This window comes from Acinetobacter sp. ANC 3832 (assembly GCF_002135415.1).
Classification (GTDB): Bacteria; Pseudomonadota; Gammaproteobacteria; order Pseudomonadales; family Moraxellaceae; genus Acinetobacter.
The window spans coordinates 73,661-99,508 of sequence record NZ_NEGJ01000014.1 but is presented as its reverse complement, the minus strand read 5'-3'; the positions used below and the strand labels follow the sequence as shown (position 1 = coordinate 99,508).

General features: G+C 36.5%; 23 protein-coding genes. 13 read left to right on the top strand and 10 right to left on the bottom strand.

Annotated elements, in window-relative coordinates:
- On the top strand, positions 1-265 hold a 265-nt coding region (locus B9T35_RS15680), incomplete at its 5' end, for an FAD-dependent oxidoreductase (RefSeq protein ID WP_171264302.1).
- Positions 266-906: 641 nt separating this feature from the next.
- On the opposite strand, the gene B9T35_RS15675 is transcribed toward B9T35_RS15680, so the two are convergent.
- The 3 genes from B9T35_RS15675 to B9T35_RS15665 form a co-directional block, all read right to left on the bottom strand.
- Positions 907-1,158 carry a YfhL family 4Fe-4S dicluster ferredoxin gene (locus tag B9T35_RS15675; protein WP_086192030.1) on the bottom strand — a complete coding sequence of 84 codons (252 nt, stop codon included), beginning with the start codon at positions 1,156-1,158 and terminating at the stop codon, positions 907-909.
- Between the two features lie 15 nt (positions 1,159-1,173).
- A complete protein-coding gene (gene yegQ, locus B9T35_RS15670; protein WP_086192029.1) occupies positions 1,174-2,559 on the bottom strand; it encodes a tRNA 5-hydroxyuridine modification protein YegQ in 1,386 nt (461 codons plus the stop codon).
- Between the two features lie 82 nt (positions 2,560-2,641).
- Positions 2,642-3,046 carry a Cd(II)/Pb(II)-responsive transcriptional regulator gene (locus B9T35_RS15665; RefSeq protein ID WP_086192038.1) on the bottom strand — a complete coding sequence of 135 codons (405 nt, stop codon included), beginning with the start codon at positions 3,044-3,046 and terminating at the stop codon, positions 2,642-2,644.
- Between the two features lie 77 nt (positions 3,047-3,123).
- Between B9T35_RS15665 and B9T35_RS15660 the strand changes: the two genes are divergently transcribed.
- Complete coding sequence (locus B9T35_RS15660) at positions 3,124-3,753, top strand: cation transporter (protein ID WP_086192028.1); 630 nt, start codon at positions 3,124-3,126, stop codon at positions 3,751-3,753.
- Positions 3,754-4,115: 362 nt separating this feature from the next.
- On the opposite strand, the gene B9T35_RS15655 is transcribed toward B9T35_RS15660, so the two are convergent.
- Positions 4,116-4,895 carry a ferredoxin--NADP reductase gene (locus B9T35_RS15655; protein WP_086192027.1) on the bottom strand — a complete coding sequence of 260 codons (780 nt, stop codon included), beginning with the start codon at positions 4,893-4,895 and terminating at the stop codon, positions 4,116-4,118.
- Between the two features lie 105 nt (positions 4,896-5,000).
- Between B9T35_RS15655 and tsaA the strand changes: the two genes are divergently transcribed.
- Positions 5,001-5,726, top strand: coding sequence for a tRNA (N6-threonylcarbamoyladenosine(37)-N6)-methyltransferase TrmO (gene tsaA / locus B9T35_RS15650; protein WP_171264304.1), 726 nt, complete (start codon positions 5,001-5,003; stop codon positions 5,724-5,726).
- Between the two features lie 121 nt (positions 5,727-5,847).
- Here tsaA and B9T35_RS15645 read toward each other — a convergent pair whose 3' ends face one another.
- On the bottom strand, positions 5,848-6,909 hold the full coding sequence (locus B9T35_RS15645) for a hypothetical protein (RefSeq protein ID WP_086192026.1): 1,062 nt from the start codon (positions 6,907-6,909) through the stop codon (positions 5,848-5,850).
- Positions 6,910-7,478: 569 nt separating this feature from the next.
- On the opposite strand from B9T35_RS15645, the gene B9T35_RS15640 reads away from it, so the two are divergent.
- Together B9T35_RS15640 and B9T35_RS15635 are read left to right on the top strand one after the other, a co-directional pair.
- Positions 7,479-8,747 (top strand): hypothetical protein, encoded by a 1,269-nt coding sequence (locus B9T35_RS15640; RefSeq protein WP_086192025.1) that lies wholly within the window; start codon positions 7,479-7,481, stop codon positions 8,745-8,747.
- 179 nt (positions 8,748-8,926) lie between these two features.
- Positions 8,927-10,684, top strand: a complete 1,758-nt coding sequence (locus B9T35_RS15635) for a GspE/PulE family protein (RefSeq protein WP_086192024.1) — start codon at positions 8,927-8,929, stop codon at positions 10,682-10,684.
- Between the two features lie 154 nt (positions 10,685-10,838).
- Here the strand turns inward: B9T35_RS15635 and hemP are convergent, their stop codons facing one another.
- Positions 10,839-11,009 (bottom strand): hemin uptake protein HemP, encoded by a 171-nt coding sequence (hemP, locus tag B9T35_RS15630; protein ID WP_086192023.1) that lies wholly within the window; start codon positions 11,007-11,009, stop codon positions 10,839-10,841.
- Between the two features lie 141 nt (positions 11,010-11,150).
- Here hemP and B9T35_RS15625 point away from each other — a divergent pair, with 141 nt between their 5' ends.
- On the top strand, positions 11,151-12,050 hold the full coding sequence (locus B9T35_RS15625) for an NUDIX domain-containing protein (protein WP_086192022.1): 900 nt from the start codon (positions 11,151-11,153) through the stop codon (positions 12,048-12,050).
- 90 nt (positions 12,051-12,140) lie between these two features.
- Here B9T35_RS15625 and B9T35_RS15620 read toward each other — a convergent pair whose 3' ends face one another.
- On the bottom strand, positions 12,141-12,698 hold the full coding sequence (locus B9T35_RS15620) for a tetratricopeptide repeat protein (RefSeq protein WP_416202454.1): 558 nt from the start codon (positions 12,696-12,698) through the stop codon (positions 12,141-12,143).
- Positions 12,699-12,733: 35 nt separating this feature from the next.
- A complete protein-coding gene (gene mrcB, locus B9T35_RS15615) occupies positions 12,734-15,133 on the bottom strand; it encodes a penicillin-binding protein 1B (protein ID WP_086192020.1) in 2,400 nt (799 codons plus the stop codon).
- Positions 15,134-15,319: 186 nt separating this feature from the next.
- Here mrcB and B9T35_RS15610 point away from each other — a divergent pair, with 186 nt between their 5' ends.
- From B9T35_RS15610 to B9T35_RS15600, 3 genes are all read left to right on the top strand, one after another.
- Entirely contained in the window at positions 15,320-16,225 is a 906-nt protein-coding gene (locus tag B9T35_RS15610) for an NAD(+) kinase (protein WP_086192019.1), read from the top strand.
- Between the two features lie 2 nt (positions 16,226-16,227).
- Positions 16,228-16,494, top strand: a complete 267-nt coding sequence (locus B9T35_RS15605; protein WP_086192018.1) for a YeaC family protein — start codon at positions 16,228-16,230, stop codon at positions 16,492-16,494.
- Between the two features lie 214 nt (positions 16,495-16,708).
- The gene (locus B9T35_RS15600) at positions 16,709-17,110 is read left to right on the top strand and encodes a hypothetical protein (RefSeq protein WP_086192017.1); all 402 of its coding nucleotides are present in this window, start codon (positions 16,709-16,711) and stop codon (positions 17,108-17,110) included.
- 73 nt (positions 17,111-17,183) lie between these two features.
- Here B9T35_RS15600 and B9T35_RS15595 read toward each other — a convergent pair whose 3' ends face one another.
- The gene (locus B9T35_RS15595; RefSeq protein ID WP_086192036.1) at positions 17,184-18,188 is read right to left on the bottom strand and encodes a glycosyl transferase family protein; all 1,005 of its coding nucleotides are present in this window, start codon (positions 18,186-18,188) and stop codon (positions 17,184-17,186) included.
- 431 nt (positions 18,189-18,619) lie between these two features.
- Here B9T35_RS15595 and B9T35_RS15590 point away from each other — a divergent pair, with 431 nt between their 5' ends.
- Together B9T35_RS15590 and B9T35_RS15585 are read left to right on the top strand one after the other, a co-directional pair.
- Positions 18,620-19,966, top strand: a complete 1,347-nt coding sequence (locus B9T35_RS15590) for a dicarboxylate/amino acid:cation symporter (RefSeq protein WP_086192035.1) — start codon at positions 18,620-18,622, stop codon at positions 19,964-19,966.
- Between the two features lie 245 nt (positions 19,967-20,211).
- Complete coding sequence (locus tag B9T35_RS15585; RefSeq protein ID WP_086192016.1) at positions 20,212-21,354, top strand: acyl-CoA dehydrogenase family protein; 1,143 nt, start codon at positions 20,212-20,214, stop codon at positions 21,352-21,354.
- Positions 21,355-21,516: 162 nt separating this feature from the next.
- Here B9T35_RS15585 and B9T35_RS15580 read toward each other — a convergent pair whose 3' ends face one another.
- Positions 21,517-22,035, bottom strand: coding sequence for a DJ-1/PfpI family protein (locus B9T35_RS15580; RefSeq protein WP_086192015.1), 519 nt, complete (start codon positions 22,033-22,035; stop codon positions 21,517-21,519).
- 269 nt (positions 22,036-22,304) lie between these two features.
- Between B9T35_RS15580 and pheA the strand changes: the two genes are divergently transcribed.
- Together pheA and B9T35_RS15570 are read left to right on the top strand one after the other, a co-directional pair.
- Positions 22,305-23,414 (top strand): prephenate dehydratase, encoded by a 1,110-nt coding sequence (gene pheA / locus B9T35_RS15575; RefSeq protein ID WP_086192014.1) that lies wholly within the window; start codon positions 22,305-22,307, stop codon positions 23,412-23,414.
- A 46-nt stretch (positions 23,415-23,460) separates the two neighbouring features.
- Positions 23,461-25,707, top strand: coding sequence for a bifunctional prephenate dehydrogenase/3-phosphoshikimate 1-carboxyvinyltransferase (locus B9T35_RS15570; RefSeq protein WP_086192013.1), 2,247 nt, complete (start codon positions 23,461-23,463; stop codon positions 25,705-25,707).
- The last annotated feature ends 141 nt before the right edge of the window (positions 25,708-25,848 follow it).

The window sequence follows — 25,848 nt, the reverse complement described above, 5'->3', positions numbered from 1 at the left end:
TGATGTAGAGCATACTGTTGAGCTTGCGGGGATCTTTGTACAAATTGGTTTATTGCCAAATACAGATTTCTTAAAAGGCACTGCTGTTGAACTTTCAAACCGCAATGAGATTTTGGTGAACGATCGTAATGAAACCAATGTAAAAGGTGTATTTGCTGCAGGTGACTGTACCACTGTGCCATACAAGCAAATTATTATTGCTGCTGGTGAAGGTGCTAAAGCTTCTTTGTCTGCTTTCGATTATATGATGCGATCAGGTCAGTAATTTATCGATCAGGTCAGTAATTCATAGAGTTATACAGTAAAACCTAAGTGCTTTTACATACTTAGGTTTTAAATAGATAAAGTTGTATTCTCCCTTTTATAGGAGTTGAATTTGCTAAGAATTCAATTCCTTTTTTTATGAGATTTTGACACGTTATTTAAGTATTCATTACCTTCTATTGAAAAGAGATAAAAAAGATTTCATATAGCATGTTAAATATTCTTTGCTTTAGTCATAGATGCGATGAATTATTACTTTCTCACTGCACCACAAAGAGATGAAATTACAATCGCTACACAACAATGGTGCAGAAAAAAGTTATATCAAAAAAGCATTAGATGTATAACTTTGCAATGGTTCATAGATTTAGATAAAGAAAAAGCCAGAGTATCCCCAAATACTCTGGCTTTTTGTCTTTGATTTTATTGTTTTACCCCTTTTACGTGAAATGAGTGGCTTAGACGAACCTACTCAGTTCTTTTTTATTTATTGTTATTCTTCACTGTTATTTTGTTTAAGTGTAATAAAGCAAAATGTATACCAAAAATTAGATATCTCGAATCATTCTTTAAGAATTCTTTATTTTTCCAATAAAGGAGAAATAAAAGGCTTTATGTAAGACGTTGCGTGATGATATTTCATCATCCAAATAAACTAAGATAATGAAATTTCGTCATAAGCTGCTCTTTGCTTTCTTGATGTTTGGGATCAGGAACGACGCATTCAATCGGACAGACATCGATACAGGTTTGATGCTCATAAAATCCGACACACTCAGTACAGCGTTCGACATCAATTTCATAGACTTTTTCACCTTCAAAGATCGCTTGGTTAGGGCATTCGGGAACGCACATATCACAGTTGATACATTGCTCAGTAATCATTAAAGCCATATTTATTTCCTTTGCCTACGCGACAATATAAGCCAATGAAGGCGCTGAAATATTGATGGTGGATTTGGGTAAGTTGCGAATCAGCAGGGCATAATTCATGTCTACATCGGCGGGTATCGGGATATTGACAATATGACCTGAACCTTTTGCTTCAGTAATTGAATTACCTTTCTGATCTAATATTTCAGTGAGTGTGAATGTAATATTGCCTGATGGGGTCATGAGCTCAAGTGAGTCACTAACGGAAAAATAATTTTTCACATCAATTTTTATATATTCACCAACACGCTCTAAAACCTCACCACAAAATTGTTGATGATCAAAACGAGAAGAACCAGTTTCGTAGTTTTGATAATCACTATGCACATGGCGACGCAAAAAGCCTTCGGTATAACCACGGTTTGCTAAACCATCTAACTGAGTGGTTAGCGATGCATCAAAGGGTTGACCTGACTGAGCATCATCTATGGCTTTTCGATAAATTTGTGCAGTGCGTGCACAGTAAAAGTATGACTTGGTTCGACCTTCAATTTTCAGTGAATGAACACCCATTTTCGTCAGTTGGTCAACATGCTGAACAGCACGTAAATCTTTTGAATTCATGAAGTAGGTGCCATGTTCATCTTCTTCTGCAGCAAACATATCTTCATCATTTCTTTGTAATAAAACCGGTTCGTCATATTGGTGTTGTTGCTCGTCGGCATCTTTATTGTTACAGCAAGGCACTGTCTCCAGTGATTGAACTGGAATGACATCCCCAGACACATCTTCTACTGCTTTGTGAATTTTATATTCCCAGCGACAAGCATTGGTGCAAGCGCCTTGATTTGCATCACGTTTATTCATATAACCTGAAAGTAAGCAACGACCAGAATAAGCCATACAGAGTGCGCCATGTACGAAAACTTCAATTTCCATATCAGGAACATTGTGTTTAATTTCTTCAATTTCCTGTAAAGATAATTCACGTGACAAAATCACACGAGTTAAACCCATATTTTTCCAGAACTTCACGGTTGCCCAATTCACTGCATTGGCTTGTACAGATAAATGGATAGAAACATTTGGAAAGCACTCACGAACCATCATGATTAAACCAGGGTCTGACATGATGAATGCATCAGGTTGCATGGCGACCACAGGTTCAAGGTCACGAATGAAGTTTTTCAGTTTACTGTTATGGGGTTGAATGTTCACGACCACATAGAATTTTTTGCCTAAAGCATGTGCTTCAGCAATCCCAATTTTTAAATTGTCATGATCAAAAGCATTGTTACGAACACGTAAGCTATAACGTGGTTGACCCGCATAAACAGCATCTGCACCATACGCAAATGCATAACGCATATTTTTGAGTGATCCAGCAGGGGATAAAAGCTCAGTAACGTGGGAAATGCTCATGATTCAAATAAAGGCATAAAAAAAATATGGTTTTATTGTATGTGTTTGAAAATTATATTCAACCTAGTAAAAAGGTCGGGTTTTAGTGATTCATTTCCAATTTTTTAACGATTTGGCACTGATTTATCGTTGTAGTAGAAGAACAAGATTGACGTAGTTCTTGTAATTGTATTTTAAAGGAAGATAGTTCCTTAATTTTGCTTTCTACATGTTGAATATGTTCTTCAATCAATTGATCAATAATTTTACATCCAAGTTCTGGATGCTGAGTTTTTTCCAATAATTGTGTGATTTCATGCAATGTCATATCTAATGCACGACAGCGTTTAATGAAAATTAAGCGTTTCAGTGCTTCATCATTGTAATAACGATAATTATTTTCTGCTCGAAAACTGGGCTGAATGAGCTGTTTCTTTTCATAAAAACGAATGGTATCTGTACTCAGTTGAGTTTTTTTAGCTAAATCACTGATTAAATAATGTTGAATCATTTTTATCGTACCGCTTGACCTTGGAGTTAGTCCATAGTTTTGAATAAGAATAATACATTAACAGGAGAATGCAAATGGCATGTTCTTGCAGTCATGAACCCGTAGCACCAAAACCAAACAGTAAATTTAGAACAGCATTATGGATTGCTTTGGTGATTAATCTAGCGATGTTTTTTGTTGAACTAATTGGTGGAGCTTATGCACATTCTTCAGCATTATGGGCAGATTCACTGGATTTCTTTGGTGATGCTTTGAACTATGGTATTTCGCTTGCAGTGTTAGGTGCAAGTTTATATTGGCGTGCAACTGTAGCTTTGGTGAAAGGTGCAACCATGGCTGTATTTGGTTTAGTCGTGATTGGTAAAACAGCCTATGCTTATACGCAAGGTATTCCACCTGAAGCGATTACCATGGGTGCAATTGGTGTATTGGCTTTGATTGCTAATGTGATTGCCGCAGTCGTGCTTTATGCTTTCCGTGATGGTGATTCCAATATGCAATCTGTATGGTTATGCAGTCGTAATGATGCGATTGGTAATGTTGCGGTAATTCTCGCTGCTGTGGGTGTCTTTGGAACAGGTAGTTTAATTCCAGATTTATTGGTCGCACTGGTGATGGCAACACTCGGTTTAACGGCAGGTTATCAGGTAATTCAAAAAGCAATGCAAGAACGCAGAGAGAATAGAGTATTATCCAGTAATTAAAACTTATAGATTTATTTTATAAAACTTTATTTTATCCTTGATCAGATAAATTGTCAGAGATTCTATGAAGAAAAGTAAAATAAGTCTAACTTTTTAGTTTTCTCATTTTGCTGAGTTATAATATTTTTAAAGGTATATCTAATAAATAAAATAAAGTAGAGTATAAAAATCATAAAAAAATTAGAAAAAATATAACTATCAATGAGTAAAATTTAATTAAGTAACTTAGAAGCTAGCGTCAAATGGAAAAATATTTTCTATTTTTAGATGTTGTCTACAGTACAGAGCTTTAGACAAAAATTTAAATAAAAAAACCGAGGCATCAACCTCGGTTTTTTATTCATTTTATAAAAATATCAAACTTACTTTTCAACAAATGCACGTTCAATCACGTAATCGCCAAGTTCACCCATACGTGGTGATTCTTTTAGACCATGTTGATCTAAAAGTACTGCAACATCTTTAAGGAAAGCAGGACTACCACATAGCATTGCACGGTCAACTTCAGGGTTGAAACGCTCTAAACCAATTTTTTCAAACAATTCACCAGATTCAATCGCAGTCGTTACACGACCTTGATTACGGAAGTCTTCACGAGTCACCGTTGGGTAATATACCAATTTCTCACGAATACCCAATTCTTGGAAAAATTCGTGGTTTGGAAGTTCATCTAAAATTAAATCTTGATAAGCCAATTCAGAAATGAAACGAGTGCCATGAACAACAATCACTTTTTCATAACGTTCATAGGTTTCAGGGTCACGAATAGTGGCTAAAAATGGAGCAAGACCTGTTCCTGATGAAAGAAGGTATAAATTTTTACCTGGGTTTAAATCATCATGAACCAAAGTACCTGTTGGCTTTCTTGAAACTAAGATGTCATCACCAACTTTTACTTTTTGTAAAATAGAAGTTAATGGACCATCTTGTACTTTAATTGAGAAAAACTCTAACTCTTCTTCGTAGTTAGCACTAGCAATAGAATAAGCACGCATTAAAGGCTTACCATTGACTTCAAGTCCAATCATCACAAATTGACCATTTTTATAACGTAACGCAGTATCACGTGTCGTTTTAAAACTGAATAATGTGTCATTCCAGTGGTGCACGTGAGTAATCTTTTCGACGTTGAAAGCAGCCATTAAAGGTCTCAATAAATTATCAAATTAGAACAACTTACTATTCTAATCTAAAATCATTCTCTATAAACTGAATATATTTAATTGAGCTTATCAGAAAAAGTGATTATGACTGAACTTCGCTTGCCTATTATTGGTTATATGCACTCTCCGTATAAGGAAAAATTTGGTATCCCACGCCAACCCAATTTGGTTCAAATTGAATCTTATGTTGAAATGGTCGCTCCATATAATGATATCTTAGCATTTGAAGGAATTGAGGAATTTAGTCATTTATGGTTGGTTTGGCAGTTCCATAATAATAAAAATCAACAAGATAGTATAAAATTTCGAGCACAGGTGCGACCACCGCGTTTAGGTGGAAATAAGAAAATAGGTGTATTTGCAACACGAAGTATGTATCGACCTTCACCGATTGGTTTGTCTGTCGTTCAGTTAAAAGAAGTTAAAAAAGTTGGAAAATCTGTTCGAGTTTATGTCACAGGGAGTGATTTATTAGATGGTACACCAATTGTCGATATTAAACCCTATATTCATTATTCAGATAAGGTGGATGGTGCAAAAAGTGCTTATGCACAGCTAGAACCCGAAAGAATGCAGGTGATTTGGACTGAAATTGCAGCACAACATAAACAGAATTTACTTGAATCTCAAAAAATTGATGAACAATGTATCAATGAGCTAGAACAGGTACTGTCATTAGATCCTAGACCTGCTTATCAAGATGATCATGAACGAATATATGGAATGAATTTTGCAAATTTAAATATAAAATTTAAAGTTTTGACTGATTCAATAGAAATACAGGAACTACAAGAATTGCTATATGAATAAAACTGGATTGTAATCTATCTAAGTCGTAGAAAAGATTCGACTGTTTATATAATGCCTTTTTATTTGTCTTTTTAGGGGTAAATAAAAAGGCTATGAATAGTCAGTTATAGGATTGTTCGAGTTAAAGTGGAATATAGCGAGTTTTGATTGCATTGGATGCAACATTATTATAATACTCACAGTAATTGTTTTTTAAATGATTGAGCAAGCTTTGATTAAATTTTAATTCATTATCTTGATAGTATGATAAATCATTTTCTAATTCTTTAATTTGGGCTTCACCATCATAGATCATTCCACTTGAATAATATTCTGCAAAACGCTTATAACCATTATAATTGACTAAGCCATAGTAGGTTTTATTATTTGCATCAGGTTCAAAATAGCCTTCAATATTGTTCATTTTTACATAGAATGTTGTTGCTTGGGTTTTATAGTCTTCCCATTTTTCTAGATTAAAACTATCGCTATCTGTCTGAGCAAGAATACTTTTATCAACTTTAATAAAAGGAACATTCGCTGATTCATTTAATACCACATAACATTTAGAACCTTCTGGAAATTGTGATTCCGCATGGGTTGCTAAAAAATTATACATCGCGCTACCTATAGCATTTTTTGCTGATGCTTTTGCTGTATTTTGATAGGCATATATCGCATCAAAGAAAATAGTCTCAAGCATATTTGAACCGGATAAATCAATAGTCCTAATTTTTTTCGTAAACGTGAGATCATTTGCATTTGGGTTATTTGAATAAGGCTGAACTTTCCATTCATTGGCATTTGCATTCAGAATGGCAGCTGTTTGAGTACCGTATTCAGGATGTTCAACAGCATTGCTTTGATAGACAAAGGACTTTGTAAAATAGACAGGATCAATGCTATTTCTAGTATTTCCTAAACCTACACTTTTAGTATATTGCTTGTCATTTTCAATAGTTATTGTATTTTTTATAAAGCTTAGACTTTCACCACTCTCATTTGAATATGAATACCATTGTTGAATATCTTTTGATGTTTCAGTATTGTAATTATTATTTACTGAAGCGGTTTCTTCTATATTATTTGCTGGATTAGCACTATTGCCACTTGTATTTGAAGATGAATTATTGTCACTACCGCCACCGCAAGCAGTTAAAGTAAGTGAAGTAATTAAAGCTAGATATATAGGTGATTTTTTCATAGTCTAAATCGTCTTTTTATTTTAAAGTGTGATGTTTTTCACATTTTTAATATTATATGTGATTTGATTAATTCGCAAGCTGTTTTAAAAATAAAATGAATAAATTTAAATGGTTAAGTAAATTTAAAATGATTGGATTGTTTAGATTAAAAATATTTAAGATACATTTTAATATGGGTTAATATTATTTTTAGTTTTTCTAATCATTGTGATGACATAATCGTGCATATTTATTTTTATGGTGCGAGATCAAGTGTAAACTTGATTTTTGATATATTTATTGACCTGTAGCCAATATTTATCTTTACGCTAAAATGATAAAGTGCTTATAAGAAAGGTTTTAAGGTGCCTAAAATATATAAAATGAAATGATAGATACCTAAAAATAAATTCATCGCATTGGAATAATATAATTGATTATTTGTCGAGTTATTGGGAGATTGCTTTAGGATCAGTATTGTATCAATCTTAAATATAATTAGGCATCTTACATAATATTAAAAAGCTATTTACTCTTCTCCTTGAAGCAGAAGGCTTTATACAAAAAGTCCATTATTAAGTGAAAAAATATGTCAAAGCAAGTCATTACATTATTGGGGATAGGGTTATTATTTTCACCTTATGTTGTTGCAGAGCAAAAAGTGAATGGGCTATTTCTGTATAGCACTGCGTGTGAAACTGAAAGTTTAGCCAATGCATTGGTTTGTGGCTCAGTCTCAGGTCGTTTAAACACGTTGTATTATTCAACGCATGATGCTTATTTTGAGAAAAATTTAAATCAAGATACCATTACTACAGGTGGATTTTTTAAGTATGAAACTGCATCGTGGCAAGGCTTTAAAGCGGGTGTAAGTTATGCAGGGCAGTGGCGTTTAGACGATAAAGATCCGAGTAAAAATGAAGTATCAGAATTAAGGAATGACAAAGATGGTTTAGCTGAAGCTTATTTAAATTGGCAGGTCAACGACTGGTCAGTACAACTTGGGCAACAAAGTTTAGATGTGCCTTTTTTAGGAGATTATGATTGGCGTGTCATGCCTCCTTTATTTCGTGCAGCAGATATTCGCTATGGACAAAAAGATGATTATATTCGTGCAACATGGCTAGATCGTTTTAAAAGCTATGCAGATGACCAGTTTTTTAAAACATCACGTTATAGCACTGAAATAGAAACCGATGGAATGTGGTCACTCGGTGGTGCAAAAAGTTTTGAACTGCCACAGCAGATAATAAAAACACAAGCATGGTATCAATCTTATAATGATTATAACCAATTGGGTTATGTGGAAGGGCATGTGCAATGGTCACATCATAAATATCAACCCGATTTAGGTCTACAAATGATGTATGCCAAAGATCAAGGTAAATCCTATGCAGGAAAGGTTGACCATCAAGGTGTTGGTATTTCTTTAGCCATTCAGCCATTGGATCGCGTTACTTTAAAAACCGCATATAACTATATTCATCCGAATAAAAATAGTTATTTAAATGGCGCTTTGTTTGCACCGTATATGATTTATACCGCTTCTGGTCCTTATTTTGCGCAACCTTTTTTTACCAGTACGCAAGACTTAGGAGCAGGCAATGCCTTTATGATGGCTATAGAAGGTCCATTGAATGATCAACTCTATTTGGGTGCGAATTATTCATTTATGAATTTGAAAGATTCTGATGATGTAAAAGCATTGAACCAATCTGAATATGTGGTTTATGGTTTTTATAATTTATCGGGTGCTTTAAAAGGATGGAGTATTGCCAATTTTTTTGGTGTAGCAACTTCTCCACGGAGTGAACAGACTTTTTTACAAAACCGTTTAGGGTTGAAGTATCAGTTTTAAGTGTTTTATATGAAATCTAAATAATTAAAAGGCTAAGTGTATAAAAAGTGTCATTTATTTGAAGTTAGAAATTGGATTCATTTTTGTGACTGCCTATATTTTGAAGCGAAAATACAGGCTAAACATCATTATTGCTAAAAATATTTTGCTATCATGTTTTCATGATTGGGGACATAACAATGCAGTTTAATTTTGAAATTGATACAACTTGGTGTTTAGAACAATTATTAAAAGACAATCGTATTTCCGAGCGTGATAAATTATTGGTTCAAACAACGCATAGACAAAGAGAACAATTAAAATGGCATCCTTTACAATGGATTGCACATTTTAATCTGAGTGATCAAAAACAACCACAGCACAGATTAACCTTGACCATTTTATGCCAATGGTTAGCTGAAAAAACAGAAATTCCTTTTTATGTGATTGATCCTTTGAAGGCGGATGTCGCTGCTTTAACCAATGTCATGTCACAAGAATTTGCCTTAAGAAATCGCATACTTGCGGTAGAAGTGTCTGCGGATACTATTTTAATTGGAACAGATCAGCCTTATCTTTCAGACTGGGTACATAACTTAGAGCGTAGTTTAAGTCCCAAAAAAATTGTACGAGTATTTTTAAATCCTGATCAGTTGCAACGCTATCTCATTGAATACTATCAAGTCAGTCGTGCTGTCAGTAATTCACAAAAATCGGGAACATACGACCGTGAAAATAAAGGTGTAGAAGCACTTTTACAACTTGGGGATACGCAAAATCCAGATGCCAATGATCAGCATATTGTGAAATTAGTTGACTGGGTACTGCAATTTGCCTTTGAACAAGGCGCAAGTGATATACATCTAGAACCACGCAAAGAAAATGGTAAGGTTCGTTTCCGTATCGATGGTGTATTGCACACTATTTATAATATGCCTGCAAATACACTTACCGCTGTGATCTCTCGAATTAAAATTTTAGGGCGTATGAACGTTGCAGAAAAGCGTAAACCCCAAGATGGGCGCTTAAAAACACGGACACCAAAAGGACAAGAAACAGAATTACGTTTATCCACCTTACCGACGGCCTTTGGTGAAAAATTAGTGATGCGAATTTTTGATCCAGAAGTTTTGGTCAGAAGTTTTCAGCAATTGGGTTTTGATCAACAACTGTTGAAAGATTGGCAGACTTTAACTCAACACAGTAACGGCATTATTTTAGTGACGGGGCCAACCGGTTCAGGAAAAACCACAACACTTTATTCATCTTTAAAACAGCTTGCTACGGATCAAGTGAATGTTTGTACCATTGAAGATCCAATTGAAATGCTTGAACCTAGCTTTAACCAAATGCAGGTGAATCAAGGTATTGATTTAGGTTTTGCCGATGGTATTCGTGCGCTCATGCGCCAAGATCCCGATATTATTATGGTCGGGGAAATTCGTGACCAAGATACTGCAAATATGGCTATTCAAGCCGCATTAACAGGTCATTTGGTTTTATCTACACTGCATACCAATGATGCACCTTCTAGTCTGACTCGCTTGCATGATTTAGGTGTGCAACCCTTTTTAACTGCAGCAACTATTTTAGGTGTTTTGGCACAGCGTTTAGTCCGTAAACTTTGTCCACATTGTAAGCAAGAAACGTTTATTAATGATCAAGAGTGGAAGCATTTAACTTTTGATTATGCAATTCAGATGCCTGATTTTGTGTTTAAAGCTGTAGGTTGTGAAGAGTGCCGTCAAACAGGCTATAAAGGGCGTGTAGGCATCTATGAGTTCATGCCTGTCAGTTTGGAGTCTAAGCAAAAGATCAGTGCAGGTGCGACTTTAGATGAATTGCGTGAGCAAGCAAAGAAAGAAGGTGTTGAGCCATTACGTATTGTCGGGGCACGTAAAGTCATTGCAGGTTTAACAACTTTAGAAGAAGTACTGCGTGTTGTTCCTTTAAATTAATAGAGTCAAATAAGCATGAAATGATCGTGTGAATCATAGTTTCTTATAACATACGGATCATTTTATTTTAAGATAGGATAAATATTAAAAAGCAGTATGCGCTGATTCATACTGCTTGTTCCCACGTTTTTTATTTTGTCAGTTTTTCTTCTTATTATTTGGTTAGAATGAGACGGTTATTACGTGTTAAGCGTAGGCGGTATTCCTCACCAGCATGCATAATGCGAATCTCACGACCTAATGCAAAAAGATTGTTTGAATGTAACATTGGTAAAGAATGTGCGACATCAGTATTACGTGTAAATAAGCTAAAAGGTGCGTTCATTTTTTATTGCTCCGAGTGGGGTGTTTACCTAGTGATTTAAATGATAATCATTATCGAATAGACCTGTCAACGATAATTTTTATCATTTTCAAAAAATAATATTTTGCTTACACTCTGTAAAAGTCTTTCATAAGTTTTGTTATGTCTAAACCATCTATACATGTTGCAATTGCATTGATTTTTTATCACGGAAAAGTTTTAGTCGGGTGGCGTACAGCCGATCAGCATCAAGGCAATAAATATGAGTTTCCTGGCGGAAAAGTAGAAGCGAGTGAAAGCCCTGAGCAAGCGTGTCGTCGTGAAGTATTTGAAGAGGTAGGAATAGGTATTCAGCAATGGCATACTTTTGATGTGATTCAGCATGACTATGATGATATTCAAGTGAATTTACATTTATTCCATGCTTACGCAACAACCGAGTCTTTATCGAGCATTCAAAAGCCGTGGACATGGTATAGCCGAGAAAAATTACAACATTTGAACTTTCCAAAAGCCAATCAAGCGATTATTCAACGATTGATGTGGCAACATTACATCAAAATTTCTCATGATTTAGATCAATTAAAATATTTGTCAGAAGATACTTTGTTGTATTGGCGTACTGAAATAGCTGAATTTAATTCAGTAGAATTTGAACAATATTCTGATGATCAGTTGAATCATTTAATTTTAAATATAGAACATTGGAAATTACTTTCTACCGTTCAGCAACAACATATTTCAGCAGTACACATTAAGCAAAACCAATTGATGTCTTTCAAAAAAGGTCAATTACCTGTGGGCATTCGCTGTATTGCTGCCTGCCATGATGCTGTCTCTGTACAACATGCGCAGCAATTGGGGGTTGATGCTATTTTATTAAGTCCTGTACAAAGCACGGAAACCCATCCGAATACAGCTGCTCTCGGGTGGGAAAGCTTTCAAGAATTGGCTGAAACCTGTGATATACCTGTGTTTGCATTGGGTGGATTAAAACCAGAAGATTTAGAAATAGCTCAGCAACACCATGCCTACGGTATTGCAGGTATTCGTAGCTTTTAAGATGTGAATAGATGTGTGAGATACGACTTTGAAGCAATATGAGTTCAAAGTCGTTATTTTTTTAATTATTAATCATCATCAAAATTCAAGTTAAAGTGATTTTAATCGAGCCTGTGCTTCTTGAATCGTTTGATTGTTTTTTTGAGTTTGCCCTGCTTTTAAAATCGTCAGCCAAAGCTGTTTTCGCATAGCATTTGATTGAGCATAGCTTAATCCGCGCCGTGCAAGTGATTCAGCGTTGGCTGCTTGGTTTTTATGATTGGCAATTAAAGCCAAATATAAAAAAGTTTCAGCCGATTGCGGGGCAAGACGTTGTGCTTGTAAGGCAAATTTTTCTGCATTGTCCCACTGTCCTTGTTTTAAGGCAGATTGAGCTTGTTGCATCAACTGTTTAAAAACAGGTAGTCCCTGACCATCATTGAATTTTTGAGCAGGCGCTTTTTGCTGAGGCACAATGACTTGAAGAGGTTCACGCTTAATTTCAGGACGATCATAAGGTGTGATCTTAATTCCATCAGGCGTTTTAACACCTTGAGGTTTTTCCTGTACAGGCTCTTCTTTTTTCTTTGGGGCATTGGTCTGAGTCGGGAGTGATTGACACCCGACTAAACCAACTAATCCAACCATCACAATGATGTGCTTAAACAACATAGACACTCACATTTAAACGTTAGTTTTGATCACTAATTTTGATAACTACCACTGGAAATAACACGACCATTAGAATCTAGGTCTTGTTGCATATCACTTTCGCTATCGCGGATATAGTTTTCTATACTATCGTTAGAACTAGGTTGAGAGGCGTTATTTTGCGTATCAGGCATGTAAGTTGGTTCAACTTGATAATGTGGCATACCGCAAGCTGTTGCTCGATTTGGCACAGTATTACGCAACAGTGGAATATACATTGCACCTTCACAGCCTTGCGCAGATAAATTACCTGTCGCACTATCAATCCATTGCCATTGTACATTGTCTGTTTGATTTAAATTCACAGGCTTTTGACGCAACTGTTTCATTACATTAATCCAAACAGGAAGTGCACCTGATGAACCCGTTAGACCAGTGACTTTATTGTCGTCTAGACCGAGCCATACAACAGCTAAGTTATTGCCTGAATATCCTGCAAACCATGAGTCACGTGTATCATTGGTTGTTCCAGATTTTCCTGCGAGTTTAAGGTCAGCGGGTAATACACTATAAGCTGATTTGCCTGTACCTGCAGACATCACTTGTTGCAAACCATAATTTAAAATATAAGCAGCAGAAGGGTCGATGGTTTGTTGAACATTTAAACCAAAACGTTCTAAAAGACGACCTTGTGAATCTACAACTGAACGAATGGCTTTGGTTGGATATTTAAAACCACCAGTCGCGAAATTACCATAAATACTGGTCATTTCCATCGGTGACATATCCACTGCGCCTAGGAAAATTGCAGGGTATTTAGGGATGTTAGACGTCACACCAAATTTGGTTAAATTATTGCTAAATGTAGAAATACCAAACTCTTGTCCAACACGTACTGCTGCCAAATTATATGAATTTGCTAAAGCTTGTACCATTGGCACATAGCCATGACCACCACCGCTGTAGTTTTTAGGTGTCCATGATTTATTGCCATCTATTGGAATGCTAATTGGACTATCTTCAACTTGGCTTGCCCAATTGTAGCGTCCAGATTCAATCGCACTTAAGTAAATAACGGGTTTAAGCAAAGAGCCAACTTGACGTTTGGCATCAATGGTACGGTTAAAACCTGTAAAATCTTGAGTGGAACCAACAGCTGCTATTAGTTCACCATTTTCAGGATGAGTCACCAATACAGCACCTTGCAAATCTTTGAGACGAGCAGGGTTTGCTTTGGTTAAACGAGAAACTGTTTCACGGAAACTGGTTTGTACTTTAGTTTGTGCAATAGGATCTAAAGTTGTGAAGATACGTAGACCTTGATTGGTTAAATCAGATTCTTGATATTCAGTTTTTAATTGGCGACGAACAATGTCAAGAAAATCAGGGAAACGAGCCGTGCCAATGGTTGGTTTATCTACAATATTTAAAGGGCGTGCAATTTCTTTTTCATATTGTTCTTGAGTTAAATAATTCATCACCAACATGTTATGTAGCACAACATCACGACGTTTTTTAGCACCTTCAGGATTTTTCCACGGATTATAAAGCGTTGGACCTTGCACTAAACCCACTAAATAGGCTTGTTGCGCAATATTCAATTCACGTAACGGTAAACCAAAATAGAATTGAGATGCCAGACCATAACCATTAACTGAATAGTTGCCGCTTTGACCCAAATTCACTTCATTTAAATAAGCTTCTAAAATTTCATCTTTGCTATAATGAAATTCAAGCAAAAAAGCCATCAGGGCTTCATTTACTTTACGTTTTAAGGTTTTTTCAGGGGTTAAAAAGAAATTTTTAACCAATTGTTGGGTCAGTGTTGAACCACCTTGACGCTTACCACCCGTTACATTACTCACTAAAGCACGGGCTGTACCTCTCACCGAGATACCATGATGATGGTAAAAGTTACGATCTTCTGTCGCAATTAAAGCCTCAATGAGTGGTTTCGGTACTTTGTTTAATTTAATCAGCACACGATCTTCATTATGTTGAGGGTAGATCCCTCCAATCAACATCGGTTCTAAACGTGCCATACCAGTACTAGAGGGTTTTGTTGCTTTTACATCAACCACTTGATCATTGCTAAAAGACACTTGTAAAACTTGTTCAGGGTCTACGCTATCGCCATAATCAAAACCACGAGTATGTACATACAGTGAATTGGGTTGAGCAACATAGTTGCCTGATTTGGCATAACTTTCACCATTTTTATAGCCTAGAAGTTTGAGTTCCTGTTCAAATTCAGCTTGAGAAACAGGTGCATTGGCATAAACTTCAAGCGGACGTGCGAATACCTTAGCAGGAATATCCCAACGATTTCCTTCAAATTTATCACGAATACTATTATCTAACCGAATAAGATAAATACTAAATGCTAGAAATGCAGCAATTACCAAAATAGAAAAAATTAATGCAATTAAGCCAATACCACGTTCAGACTTCATATATAAAGATAAGACCCTGATTATTTTTGTTAATCATGCGAAGCTTTTCGCAAATTTGCAATAATTAAACTGTGAAATAAATGAATTAAAAGGTAAAACTACAGTAAATTGCTTACTGAATGCTTTTTAAAAATAATTTTGATAATGCTATTATATAGCCTAATACCTGTGGAGTCATAGCATACTGTGCAAATTTCACCAAAGACGTTTCGAAATATTGGACTCATAGGAAGACCTGATAAATCTTCTGTTATTGAGACTTTAAGTCTGATTCATGATCATATTTTGAGTTTAGGCTTACATCCTGTTTTTGATACAGAAACAGCGAAACTGGTTCCTTATAGCAATACTCAAACTGTCAGTCGACATCTGTTGGGTGAAGTGGTTGATTTGGTGATTGTTGTCGGTGGTGATGGTTCTTTATTACATGCCGCACGTGCTTTGGTTAAATACAATACACCTGTGATTGGGGTGAACCGTGGGCGTTTAGGTTTTTTAACCGATATTACGCCAACAGAAGTGATCTTTAAGCTAGATCAGGTTTTAAAAGGCGAGTTCCAGTTAGAGCGCCGTTTCTTATTAGAAATGGAAGTCCGCACCAATAATGAAACGATTTATGATGCTATTGCGTTGAATGATGTGGTACTGCATTCAGGTAGATCGGTTCATATGATTGATTTTGAATTAAATATTGATGGGCAATATGTTTATCGTCAACACAGTGATGGTTTAATCGTTTCGACTCCGACAGGCTCTACAGCCTATGCTTTGTCAGGTGGTGGTCCAATCTTACATCCAAGTATGGATGCGATTGCGTTGGTGCCGATGCATCCACATACCTTGTCATCTCGCCCGATTGTGGTAGGTGGTCAAAGCGAAATAAAAATAAAAATTCGTGAAAACCGTGTATTACCCATGGTTAGTGCTGACGGTCAACACAGTGTTTCTTTAAATGTGGGTGATTATTTGCATATTCGCAAACATCCGTTCAAACTTATGTTATTACATCCACCCGGTTATGACTTTTATATGGCTTGTCGTACTAAATTGGGGTGGAATCAAGATTTTGACTCTTTTCAACAGCAGGATTGACCATGAATATTGAACAAATGCTTTCTGTTTTAGACGCGGATATTGTTGAGCGTTTAAAGACAGCCGTTGAAATCGGTAAGTGGCCAAATGGTATTGCTTTAACAGCTGAACAACGTCAAATTAGTATGCAAGCAGTGATTGCGTGGGAACACGAGAATGTTTCTGCAAAAGAACGTACTGGGTATATTGATAAAGGGTATAAAGAGGAAGATGAAGAATGTGATTCTCATGTACCTGAGCCTGAATTTAAACCGATTCGTTTCGTTTAAGTGTTCAACTTGATCAGTTCTCTAAAAAGTGGAAGTAAGGCTTGAGTAAAAGCCTTACTTTATCAAATATCAATAAGTTCTATCCATTAGGTCAAGTCAAAAATTAAATTGAAATACTTGATATTCTGCATGCATGTAAATAAAGCCCTTTATTTCTCTTAAAAAACGATTTGAGGGATGTAAAATCGAATAAGAATAAAAAATGAGAATTGATATGAAACGTTATTTTTATTCTATTTTAGTTGTACTTTCATCTTATTGTTCAACGGCTACTTTTGCTGAAAAGCCAATGATATGTGAAATAGACGTTGTTGTTATTCCTAGTTCAAAATTTCAAACTCCCACCAAGCAGGAAACATCTATTAAAAATGATGGCTTTCCGATGTTGATGATTGGTATTGATATTCAAAATTCGACAGCAATGGATGCCTCTCAAAAGATAAATAAAGATCAAAAATATTGTATCGATTTAATCGGGAAGAAAAAGGATGCTTATTTATCAGGATCGTATAATCAGATCACTATTCAAAATGGAGATCGTTTGAAACTCAAAAATATGCACTCTTCTGGTCAGGCATGGCCTTATTGGCCTGATTTTTATTTTATTCTTCCGTAAATATCTTAAATAAAAATGTCTGAATATCTATTAAAACTACCTAATGATTTAGGTAGTTTTAATTTTCAATTATTCAAAATAATTGAAAACGTGTATCCCACAGTGTTTGTGCTTTAAGCATTGCATCCTGATACGTACCAGAAATGCCCATAGTATATAAAGCAATTCCCATAGTTTCTGTGATGGCGATTTCTCCATATTCATGCTTTTGGTCGCCGTCCCATACAGATTTAAAGATGGCTAAATCTAATTCCTCTTCAACTGGGCTGCGGTTCTCGGTAAGTTTAGGAAGTTCATGTTCATAACATTCACCATCTTTGATTCCACAAATTAAGGTTTTGGCATCTGGATTACGTTCAAATTCACCCCCTTCACCTTTAATCACAGCACTGTTTTGATAACCCAATTGAAATGCAGCTTGTTGGTGCGAACTGCGATATGCAGGATGAAAAATTGCTTGCATTGTGGCTTTGGCATTAAAGGGATTAATTAAACGTGCCAATGTATGAATAGGCGAGCGTAAACCCATCACATTCCGTAAATCGATACAGTCGCTTAAAACTGGAGAAATCACATCTAAAGGTAAATAAGCGAAATTGTGTAATGTGAGTTGTTCAGCGACTTCATCTTCATTTTGACAGATTTTAAAACCTAGGTATTCCAAGACTTGTTCGGTGTACATACGGTTGATGGTGTGTCCAGAAGCGCCATGCATCACTATTTTATAGCCGTGTTTTGCTAAGGTGAGCGCAGACAATAAAAACCACGGATAATGTTTGCGCTTACCTGCATAAGATGACCAATCTAAATCAATCTGTAAGGGTTGAAAACTCAATTGGTCTTTGGTCGCTTGGACAAATCCCGTTAACTCATCTACTGACTCTTCTTTCACCCGAAGAAGCATTAAAAAAGCACCGAGTTGAACATCTAAGACTTCATTTTTTAAAATCATGGAAAAAGCTTGATAGGCTTCATCATAAGTTAATGATCTAGCGCCATTTTTACCTTTTCCAACAATACGGACGTATTGTGCAAAAGGATGTTCAAAATCTTTATATAGATTGCGTTTTGTACTCATAACAGGCGACGAAAAACCAGAAGAAAAGCTTAAATACACTATGACACAAAACATATATGAATTAACTAAGAAGATTATACTTCGACTAATGTCTAATAATGTAGTGGCTTATTTTTAAGCATATTTAACAAATCAAGGAAGTCGTACAAGAAAAAGTTGATTAAACTGAACAGGACGTAAAATTATTCATTTATTCAATCTCCTGTTGCATATTTATTTGAAATTATTCACATGAATAATTTTGACTAAATCCGAAAGTAATAAGCTGAACTCGTGGTGAAACTTTTAGAGATTTCTCTCTAAAGCGGATTTTTATATTTAAAAATCTTGTCTCTTGTTACATCAAGGGATTCAAGGGCTGTGTATTTTTATTTGAATATGCAAAAAACTGGATATTTCTAAATGCGGAAATATGTGAAGAAGTTATGATTATGGCTAAAAAACCTTTATATAAATCACTCTATTTTCAAGTGATTATTGCAATTATTGCTGGTGTGTTAGTGGGGCACTTTTTCCCGAGTTCAACTGAAATTGTTGATGGTGTTAAAAAAAGTATTCCAGGTTTAGGTGAACAATTAAAACCATTAGGTGATGCATTTATTCGCCTGATTAAGATGATTATTGCGCCTGTGATTTTCTGTACCGTGGTGAGTGGTATCGCGGGTATGGAAAGTATGAAATCTGTGGGTAAGACAGGTGGTATTGCTTTACTTTATTTTGAAATTGTATCCACCATCGCATTATTAATTGGCTTATTGGTCATTAATATTGCGAAACCGGGTGTAGGCATGAATATTGATGCTGCAACTTTAGATACCTCAGGTATTTCGAAGTATGTGGAATCTGGGGCATCGCAGTCGACGCTCGATTTCTTCATGAATATTATTCCGAATACTGTGGTCGGCGCATTTGCTGAAGGTGAAATTCTTCAAGTCTTATTGTTTGCGATTTTATTCGGATTTGCACTACATAAACTAGGTGATGCAGGTAAACCTGTATTGAAGTTTATTGATCAAATTGCACAAGTGTTCTTTAACATTGTGAATATGATTATGAAACTTGCACCGATTGGTGCATTTGGTGCAATGGCATTTACGATTGGTAAATATGGAATTGGGAGTCTTGCACAATTAGGTCAATTGATTATTTGCTTCTATATCACATGTTTATTGTTTATTTTCCTTGTTTTAGGAACAATTAGCCGAATTTGTGGTTTCAGTATTTTAAAAATGATCCGCATGATTCGTGAAGAATTATTGATTGTACTGGGTACTTCATCTTCAGAGTCTGTATTGCCTCGAATGTTGAAAAAGCTTGAAATCGCAGGTTGTGAAAAGTCAGTTGTTGGTTTGGTTATTCCAACGGGTTATTCATTTAACTTAGATGGTACTTCTATTTATTTGACTATGGCAGCCATCTTTATTGCCCAAGCAACCAATACGCAACTTGATGTTTCACATCAAATTACTTTGCTAGTTGTCCTTTTAATTTCGTCTAAAGGTGCTGCAGGCGTAACAGGCTCTGGCTTTATTGTTATGGCTGCGACATTGTCTGCTGTTGGGCATATTCCAGTTGCAGGCTTGGCTCTGATTTTAGGTATTGATCGTTTCATGTCTGAAGCACGTGCTTTAACCAATCTTGTTGGTAACTCACTTGCAACGATTGTTGTTGCAAAATGGGTAGGGCAACTAGACACCGTTAAATTGAATGAAGCATTAAACAATCCTGAAGAAGTAGATCGTAAAATGATGGAAGCAAATACTCAAGCACATGTTTAATTTGTATTGTTAATGAATCAGGAAGCTTCGGCTTCCTTTTTTTATATGTTGAATAAAGGTTCTAGTATATTTATACATATCTAGATTGGCTGAATTGCCCTAAAAAAGTGACCTCATCGGATCATGACAGAATCAAAAAAATTAATTAGGATGTCGTTAGTTAAAATGAAACGACATCGTTAAAACAACTGAATTGTTGGAACTACACATTAGTCGAACAACAACGGTAACAAGGAATATAAGTAATGCTAGCGTATGATGCAGATTTAGAACTTTTCCGTGATAATTTTAAACGCTTTATGAGCGAGCACATTGCTCCACACTATGAAAAATGGGAACGTGAAGGCTTAATGCCACGCCCTGTTTGGACACTCTTGGGTGAAAATGGCTACTTATGTGTAGATGTACCTGAGGAATACGGTGGTTACGGCGTACCGACTGAATATTCTTTAATGTTAATTGAAGAGTCTGCACGTGCTGGTTATGGTGCACTTTCAACGGCAATTTCCTGTCACTCTGAAATTGCCGCACCTTATATTCTGCATATTGCAACAGAAGAACAAAAGCAGCATTGGTTACCAAAAATGGTATCTGGTGAAGTGGTGGGTGCAATTGGTATGACTGAACCGGGTGCAGGTTCTGACTTACAAGGGATGCGTTCATCTGCAATTTTAAATGGTGATCATTATTTGTTAAATGGTTCAAAAACCTTTATTTCAAATGGTCAGCATGCAGATTTAGTCGTATTGGCTGCTAAAACTGATCCTCAAGCACGTGCAAAAGGTGTGTCATTACTTTTGGTTGATACACATTTAGAAGGCTTTAAAAAAGGCACAAATCTGGACAAAATTGGCTTACATTCACAAGATACCTCTGAGTTATTCTTTGATAATGTGAAAGTGCCAGCGAATCAATTGCTAGGAAATGCAGGACAAGGTTTTGCTTATTTAATGCAAGAATTGCCACGTGAACGTACTGCAATTGCTGCAACAGCATTGGGTGCGATTCGTGGAGCAATTGATGTGACTACGCAATATGTACAAGAGCGTCAAGCGTTTGGTCAAAAAATTGGTAGTTTCCAAAATACACGTTTTGTTTTGGCGCAAGCTAAAATTGATGAATTGGCAACAGCCGCCTTTTACAACCAAAACCTTGCTTTATATAAAGAAAGTAAATTAGATGTAGAAACTGCAGCAGCATTAAAATGCTTTAGCTCAGATATGCAAATGAAAGTTATTGATAGCCTGCTACAATTATTTGGTGGTTACGGTTATATGACTGAATATCCAATTTCACGTTTCTTTGTAGATGCACGTATTCAACGTATTTACGGTGGAACAAACGAAATTATGAAAGAAATTGTCGCTCGTGGAATGATTGGTCGATAATTGATACAAATCAAAGAAAAAGCCTTCTACTGAGAAGGCTTTTTTATAGTGAGAATATCTAGTTCATATAATCTATATTGAATATGGCTTCTCCCTAAAAGAGAGGGAATATCCATTATGAAACAGATATTGATTAGAAGCTGATTTCTCCAAGAGATTTAATCAAGCTCTGAGTACATTTAAACATTCATGAATAAAGACTGGCAATTCGAGTGTCGAGCGAGAGGTCACATAAAGATTATTGTCATTTACCACATCTCGATCAAAGAGTACCGCACCCGCATTTTTTAAGTCATATACAACATTGTCTACGGAGCTAAGTCTTCTGCCAATCGCAAGTCGGGCATGAATGAGTAATTGCGTGCTATAACAACATAAAAATATAGGTTTTTGCGCATTTCCAAATTGTTGTAAGAAATTGATAAAACGATCATCTTTTTTTAAAAAATCGGGTGAACCACCACCGGGAATCATCAATGCATCAAAATCATGAATACAAATATCATCAATACCTAAATCAATACTGACCGATGAACGTCTTTGCTGACCATAAACAATATTTCCCGCTTGTTTTTCAATATTGCGGACACTATGGCTTGCAGCGCGAAAAGCTTCGACAGGATGATGATACTCATTCTCTTCGAAGTCATGTGTGACCAAAACTGCGATTCGTTTATTCATCATCCGTGCTCAAATTATTTTCAATCTATTTAGCTTACGGGTTTCAATAGGAAAAACTATATTTGCTTTGTATCGGATGAGTCATGAAAAGTAAAAGCATTCCTATATAACGTGATGATGTGTAAATAAGCGATGTGAAGTGTGTGGAAGTTTAGTCTAGTTGTATATTTTTAAATCTAAAGATTGAAAAGCTTTATTGCGTAACAATTGAAAGCTAACTATTGTTATACTGTTTAAATATACCGTTTTTGCGATAGGGCGACATAACAATGATCAACGATGATCAAAACACCACGACTTCTCTAGACCTTTCTAAAATCCGTGAAGATATTGATTCTGTCGATCAACAGATTCAGCAACTTATTAACCGTCGTGCCCGATTGGCAGAAGCGGTTGCAAAAGCGAAATTTGCATCGGAAGAGAATCCACTGTTTTATCGTCCTGAGCGTGAAGCACAAGTTTTACGTAATGTTATGGAACGTAATGAAGGACCATTGTCCGATACCACAATGGCGCGTTTATTCCGTGAAATCATGTCAGCATGTTTGGCTTTAGAAGCACCACAAAGTATTGCTTTCTTAGGTCCTGTGGGCACATATACGCATTCAGCGGTACTCAAACATTTTGGTCAAGATGCAGTGGTCCGCCCATTGCCAACCATTGATGAAGTGTTCCGTGAAGTGGAAGCTGGCAGTGCACATTATGGTCTAGTCCCTGTTGAAAACTCATCTGAAGGTGTGGTTAACCATACTTTAGATTGTTTTAAATCATCACATTTAAATGTGATTGGTGAAGTTGAATTGCGTATTCATCACCAGTTTTTAGTGTCATCAAATACTCAGAAAAATAGCATTAAACAAATTTATGCACATCAACAAACGTTAGCGCAATGTCGCGGTTGGTTAGATGCACATTATCCAGGTGTAGAGCGTGTTGCACTCAGTTCAAATGCGGAAGCTGCACGTCGTATTCGTAATGAATGGCATTCTGCTGCAATTGCATCTGATGTTGCGGCAAGCATTTATGATCTAGAAATTTTACATAGTAATATTGAAGATAATCCTGAAAATACCACACGTTTCTTAGTGATTGGTCGTGAACGTATTCCACAAAGTGGTAATGATAAAACCTCATTATTGGTGTCTGCACATGACCGTGCAGGGGCGTTATTGGAAATTTTAGCGCCATTTGCGAAACATAATATTAGTTTGACCAGTATTGAAACTCGTCCTGCATTACCTGAAAAATGGGCTTATGTGTTCTTTATTGATTTAGAAGGTCATGTTGAACAAGACAATGTAAAAGCTGCGATTGAAGATATTCGTCCTTTGGTTAAAGAAGTGCGTGTTCTCGGTTCTTACCCTGTGGCTGTTCTGTAATAGAAGGTTGTCGATAAAAGGTTTATAAAAGGGTTTATCAATAATCATGTCTCAACCTCTATTTAAAAAAGTTGCATTTATCGGGCTAGGGTTGATTGGTTCAAGCCTTGCTCGTGTGATGATTGCGGAAAATTTAGCAGTAACAATTGTTGCGTCTACACGTTCGCAAAAAACATTAGATGATGCCAAAGCTTTGGGTTTAATTTCGGAAGGTTTTCATAATCCGATTGATGCAGTTCAAGATGCAGATCTGGTTGTTTTGGCTTTGCCTGTGCGTGCTACACAAAAAGTTTTAGAAGCGATTCAACCTTATTTGTCAGGAAAAACCATTATTACTGATGTGGGTAGTACTAAAGGTAATGTGGTTGATGCTGCAAAAGCAGTTTATGGTGAAGATCTTCCTGAAGGTTTTGTACCGGGACATCCGATTGCAGGGGCAGAACATACAGGTGTACATGCAGGTAAAGTGGATTTATTTGTTAATCACAAAGTCATCCTTACGCCTTTACCAAGCAGTGCAGATTGGGCTGTCGAAAAGCTGATTCAATTGTGGCAAGCGGCGAAAGCAGAAGTGATTTGTATGGATGTGGATAAGCACGATGAAGTGCTTGCGCATACCAGCCATCTACCGCACCTGATGGCATTTAACTTGGTTGAACAACTGGCCAATCGTGAAGATAATTTAGATATCTTTCGTTATGCAGCGGGTGGTTTTCGGGATTTTTCCCGAATTGCTGCCAGTGATCCACAAATGTGGCATGACATCTTTTTTGCCAATAAAAAAGCCATACTCAATGCAGTGGATGGTTTTGAAAGTCAACTTGCGATCATTCGTCAACTGATTGAAACTGAAGATTCACAAGCCTTGATGGGATTGCTCGGACATGCACAAGCGGCACGTCAGCATTTCAATCATATGCTCGCCAATAAACCTTTGATGGAGAAGAATAAGGTGACACAACAATTTAGCATTTTGCCGGGATCTCATACATTTAATGGTAAATTTACCGTGCCGGGTGACAAATCAGTGTCACATCGTTCCATTATGTTCGGTGCGATTGCAGAAGGTACAACGCATGTGACAGGCTTTCTTGAAGGTGAAGATGCACTTGCAACCTTGCAAGCGTTCCGTGATATGGGCGTCAGCATTGAAGGACCAAAGAATGGTGAAGTGACTATTCATGGTGTCGGTATGCATGGCTTAAAAGCACCGAAAACATCGTTGTATATGGGCAATTCAGGTACATCGATGCGTTTGCTTTCAGGCATGTTATCTGCACAGAAATTTGATTCTGTGATGACAGGTGATGCCTCACTGTCTAAACGTCCAATGGAGCGTATTGCAAAACCTTTACGTGAAATGGGTGCGCAAATTCAAACTACAGGTGAACGTGGTACACCACCCATTTCGATTACAGGTAGTCAAAATTTACAAGGCATTCACTATGATTTACCAATGGCATCTGCTCAAGTGAAATCAGGTATTTTACTTGCTGGTCTTTGGGCAAATGGTGAAACCGTTGTAACTGAACCTGAACCGACACGTGACCATTCTGAACGTATGTTGCGTGCATTTGGTTATGAAGTGAAAACAGAAGGCAATCGTATTTCACTCCAAGGCGGCGGTAAATTGGTGGGAACAGATATTCAAGTTCCTTCAGATATTTCATCTGCTGCATTCTTTATGGTTGGTGCTGCCATTACTGAAGGTTCTGATGTCACTCTTGAAGCAGTCGGAATTAATCCAACACGTACAGGTGTGATTGAAATTCTGAAACAAATGGGTGCAGATTTAACGGTTGAAAATGAACGTGTTGCAGGTGGTGAACCAATTGCAGACATTCGTATTCGCGGTAGTCGTACTTTAAAAGGCATTCATATGCCTGAAGATCAAGTACCTTTGGCGATTGATGAATTTCCATCTTTGTTTATTGCTGCTGCATGTGCAGAAGGTCAAACCATTTTGACAGGCGCAGCTGAGCTTCGTGTGAAAGAATCTGATCGTATTCAAGTGATGGCAGATGGCTTAAAAACCATGGGGATTGATTGTACTCCGACAGATGATGGCGTCATCATTGAAGGTAAAGGTAAATCAGGTGATTGGTCTACCATCTTTACAGGTGGTGAAATTGAATCACACCACGATCATCGTATTGCTATGAGTTTTTCAATGGCAGGTTTGCGTACATCAGGCGAAATTAAAATTATCGGAACTGAAACAGTTGCGACTAGTTTCCCAACATTTACGCAATTGGCAAATCAAGCAGGTCTTGCCATTCAAGTCAGTGAGTAAGCCTTTTAAATAGAGATCTTGGATTACGATGAATAGTTTTTTAGTTTTTCTTTTTATAAGAGAAATAAAAAGGTAGATGCAGAAGTCTAATCAATCATTGGTCTAATATCTGTATATTTGTTCGACAACAGCCAAGCTTTT

Excerpts from the sequence above, each read along its gene's own strand:
- B9T35_RS15675 (WP_086192030.1), bottom strand. The coding sequence starts at position 1,158 with ATGGCTTTAATGATTACTGAGCAATGTATCAACTGTGATATGTGCGTT.
- yegQ (WP_086192029.1), bottom strand. The coding sequence starts at position 2,559 with ATGAGCATTTCCCACGTTACTGAGCTTTTATCCCCTGCTGGATCACTC.
- B9T35_RS15660 (WP_086192028.1), top strand. The coding sequence starts at position 3,124 with ATGGCATGTTCTTGCAGTCATGAACCCGTAGCACCAAAACCAAACAGT.
- B9T35_RS15655 (WP_086192027.1), bottom strand. The coding sequence starts at position 4,895 with ATGGCTGCTTTCAACGTCGAAAAGATTACTCACGTGCACCACTGGAAT.
- tsaA (WP_171264304.1), top strand. The coding sequence starts at position 5,001 with ATGACTGAACTTCGCTTGCCTATTATTGGTTATATGCACTCTCCGTAT.
- B9T35_RS15645 (WP_086192026.1), bottom strand. The coding sequence starts at position 6,909 with ATGAAAAAATCACCTATATATCTAGCTTTAATTACTTCACTTACTTTA.
- B9T35_RS15640 (WP_086192025.1), top strand. The coding sequence starts at position 7,479 with ATGTCAAAGCAAGTCATTACATTATTGGGGATAGGGTTATTATTTTCA.
- B9T35_RS15635 (WP_086192024.1), top strand. The coding sequence starts at position 8,927 with ATGCAGTTTAATTTTGAAATTGATACAACTTGGTGTTTAGAACAATTA.
- hemP (WP_086192023.1), bottom strand. The coding sequence starts at position 11,009 with ATGAACGCACCTTTTAGCTTATTTACACGTAATACTGATGTCGCACAT.
- B9T35_RS15625 (WP_086192022.1), top strand. The coding sequence starts at position 11,151 with ATGTCTAAACCATCTATACATGTTGCAATTGCATTGATTTTTTATCAC.
- mrcB (WP_086192020.1), bottom strand. The coding sequence starts at position 15,133 with ATGAAGTCTGAACGTGGTATTGGCTTAATTGCATTAATTTTTTCTATT.
- B9T35_RS15605 (WP_086192018.1), top strand. The coding sequence starts at position 16,228 with ATGAATATTGAACAAATGCTTTCTGTTTTAGACGCGGATATTGTTGAG.
- B9T35_RS15600 (WP_086192017.1), top strand. The coding sequence starts at position 16,709 with ATGAAACGTTATTTTTATTCTATTTTAGTTGTACTTTCATCTTATTGT.
- B9T35_RS15595 (WP_086192036.1), bottom strand. The coding sequence starts at position 18,188 with ATGAGTACAAAACGCAATCTATATAAAGATTTTGAACATCCTTTTGCA.
- B9T35_RS15590 (WP_086192035.1), top strand. The coding sequence starts at position 18,620 with ATGGCTAAAAAACCTTTATATAAATCACTCTATTTTCAAGTGATTATT.
- B9T35_RS15585 (WP_086192016.1), top strand. The coding sequence starts at position 20,212 with ATGCTAGCGTATGATGCAGATTTAGAACTTTTCCGTGATAATTTTAAA.
- B9T35_RS15580 (WP_086192015.1), bottom strand. The coding sequence starts at position 22,035 with ATGAATAAACGAATCGCAGTTTTGGTCACACATGACTTCGAAGAGAAT.
- pheA (WP_086192014.1), top strand. The coding sequence starts at position 22,305 with ATGATCAACGATGATCAAAACACCACGACTTCTCTAGACCTTTCTAAA.
- B9T35_RS15570 (WP_086192013.1), top strand. The coding sequence starts at position 23,461 with ATGTCTCAACCTCTATTTAAAAAAGTTGCATTTATCGGGCTAGGGTTG.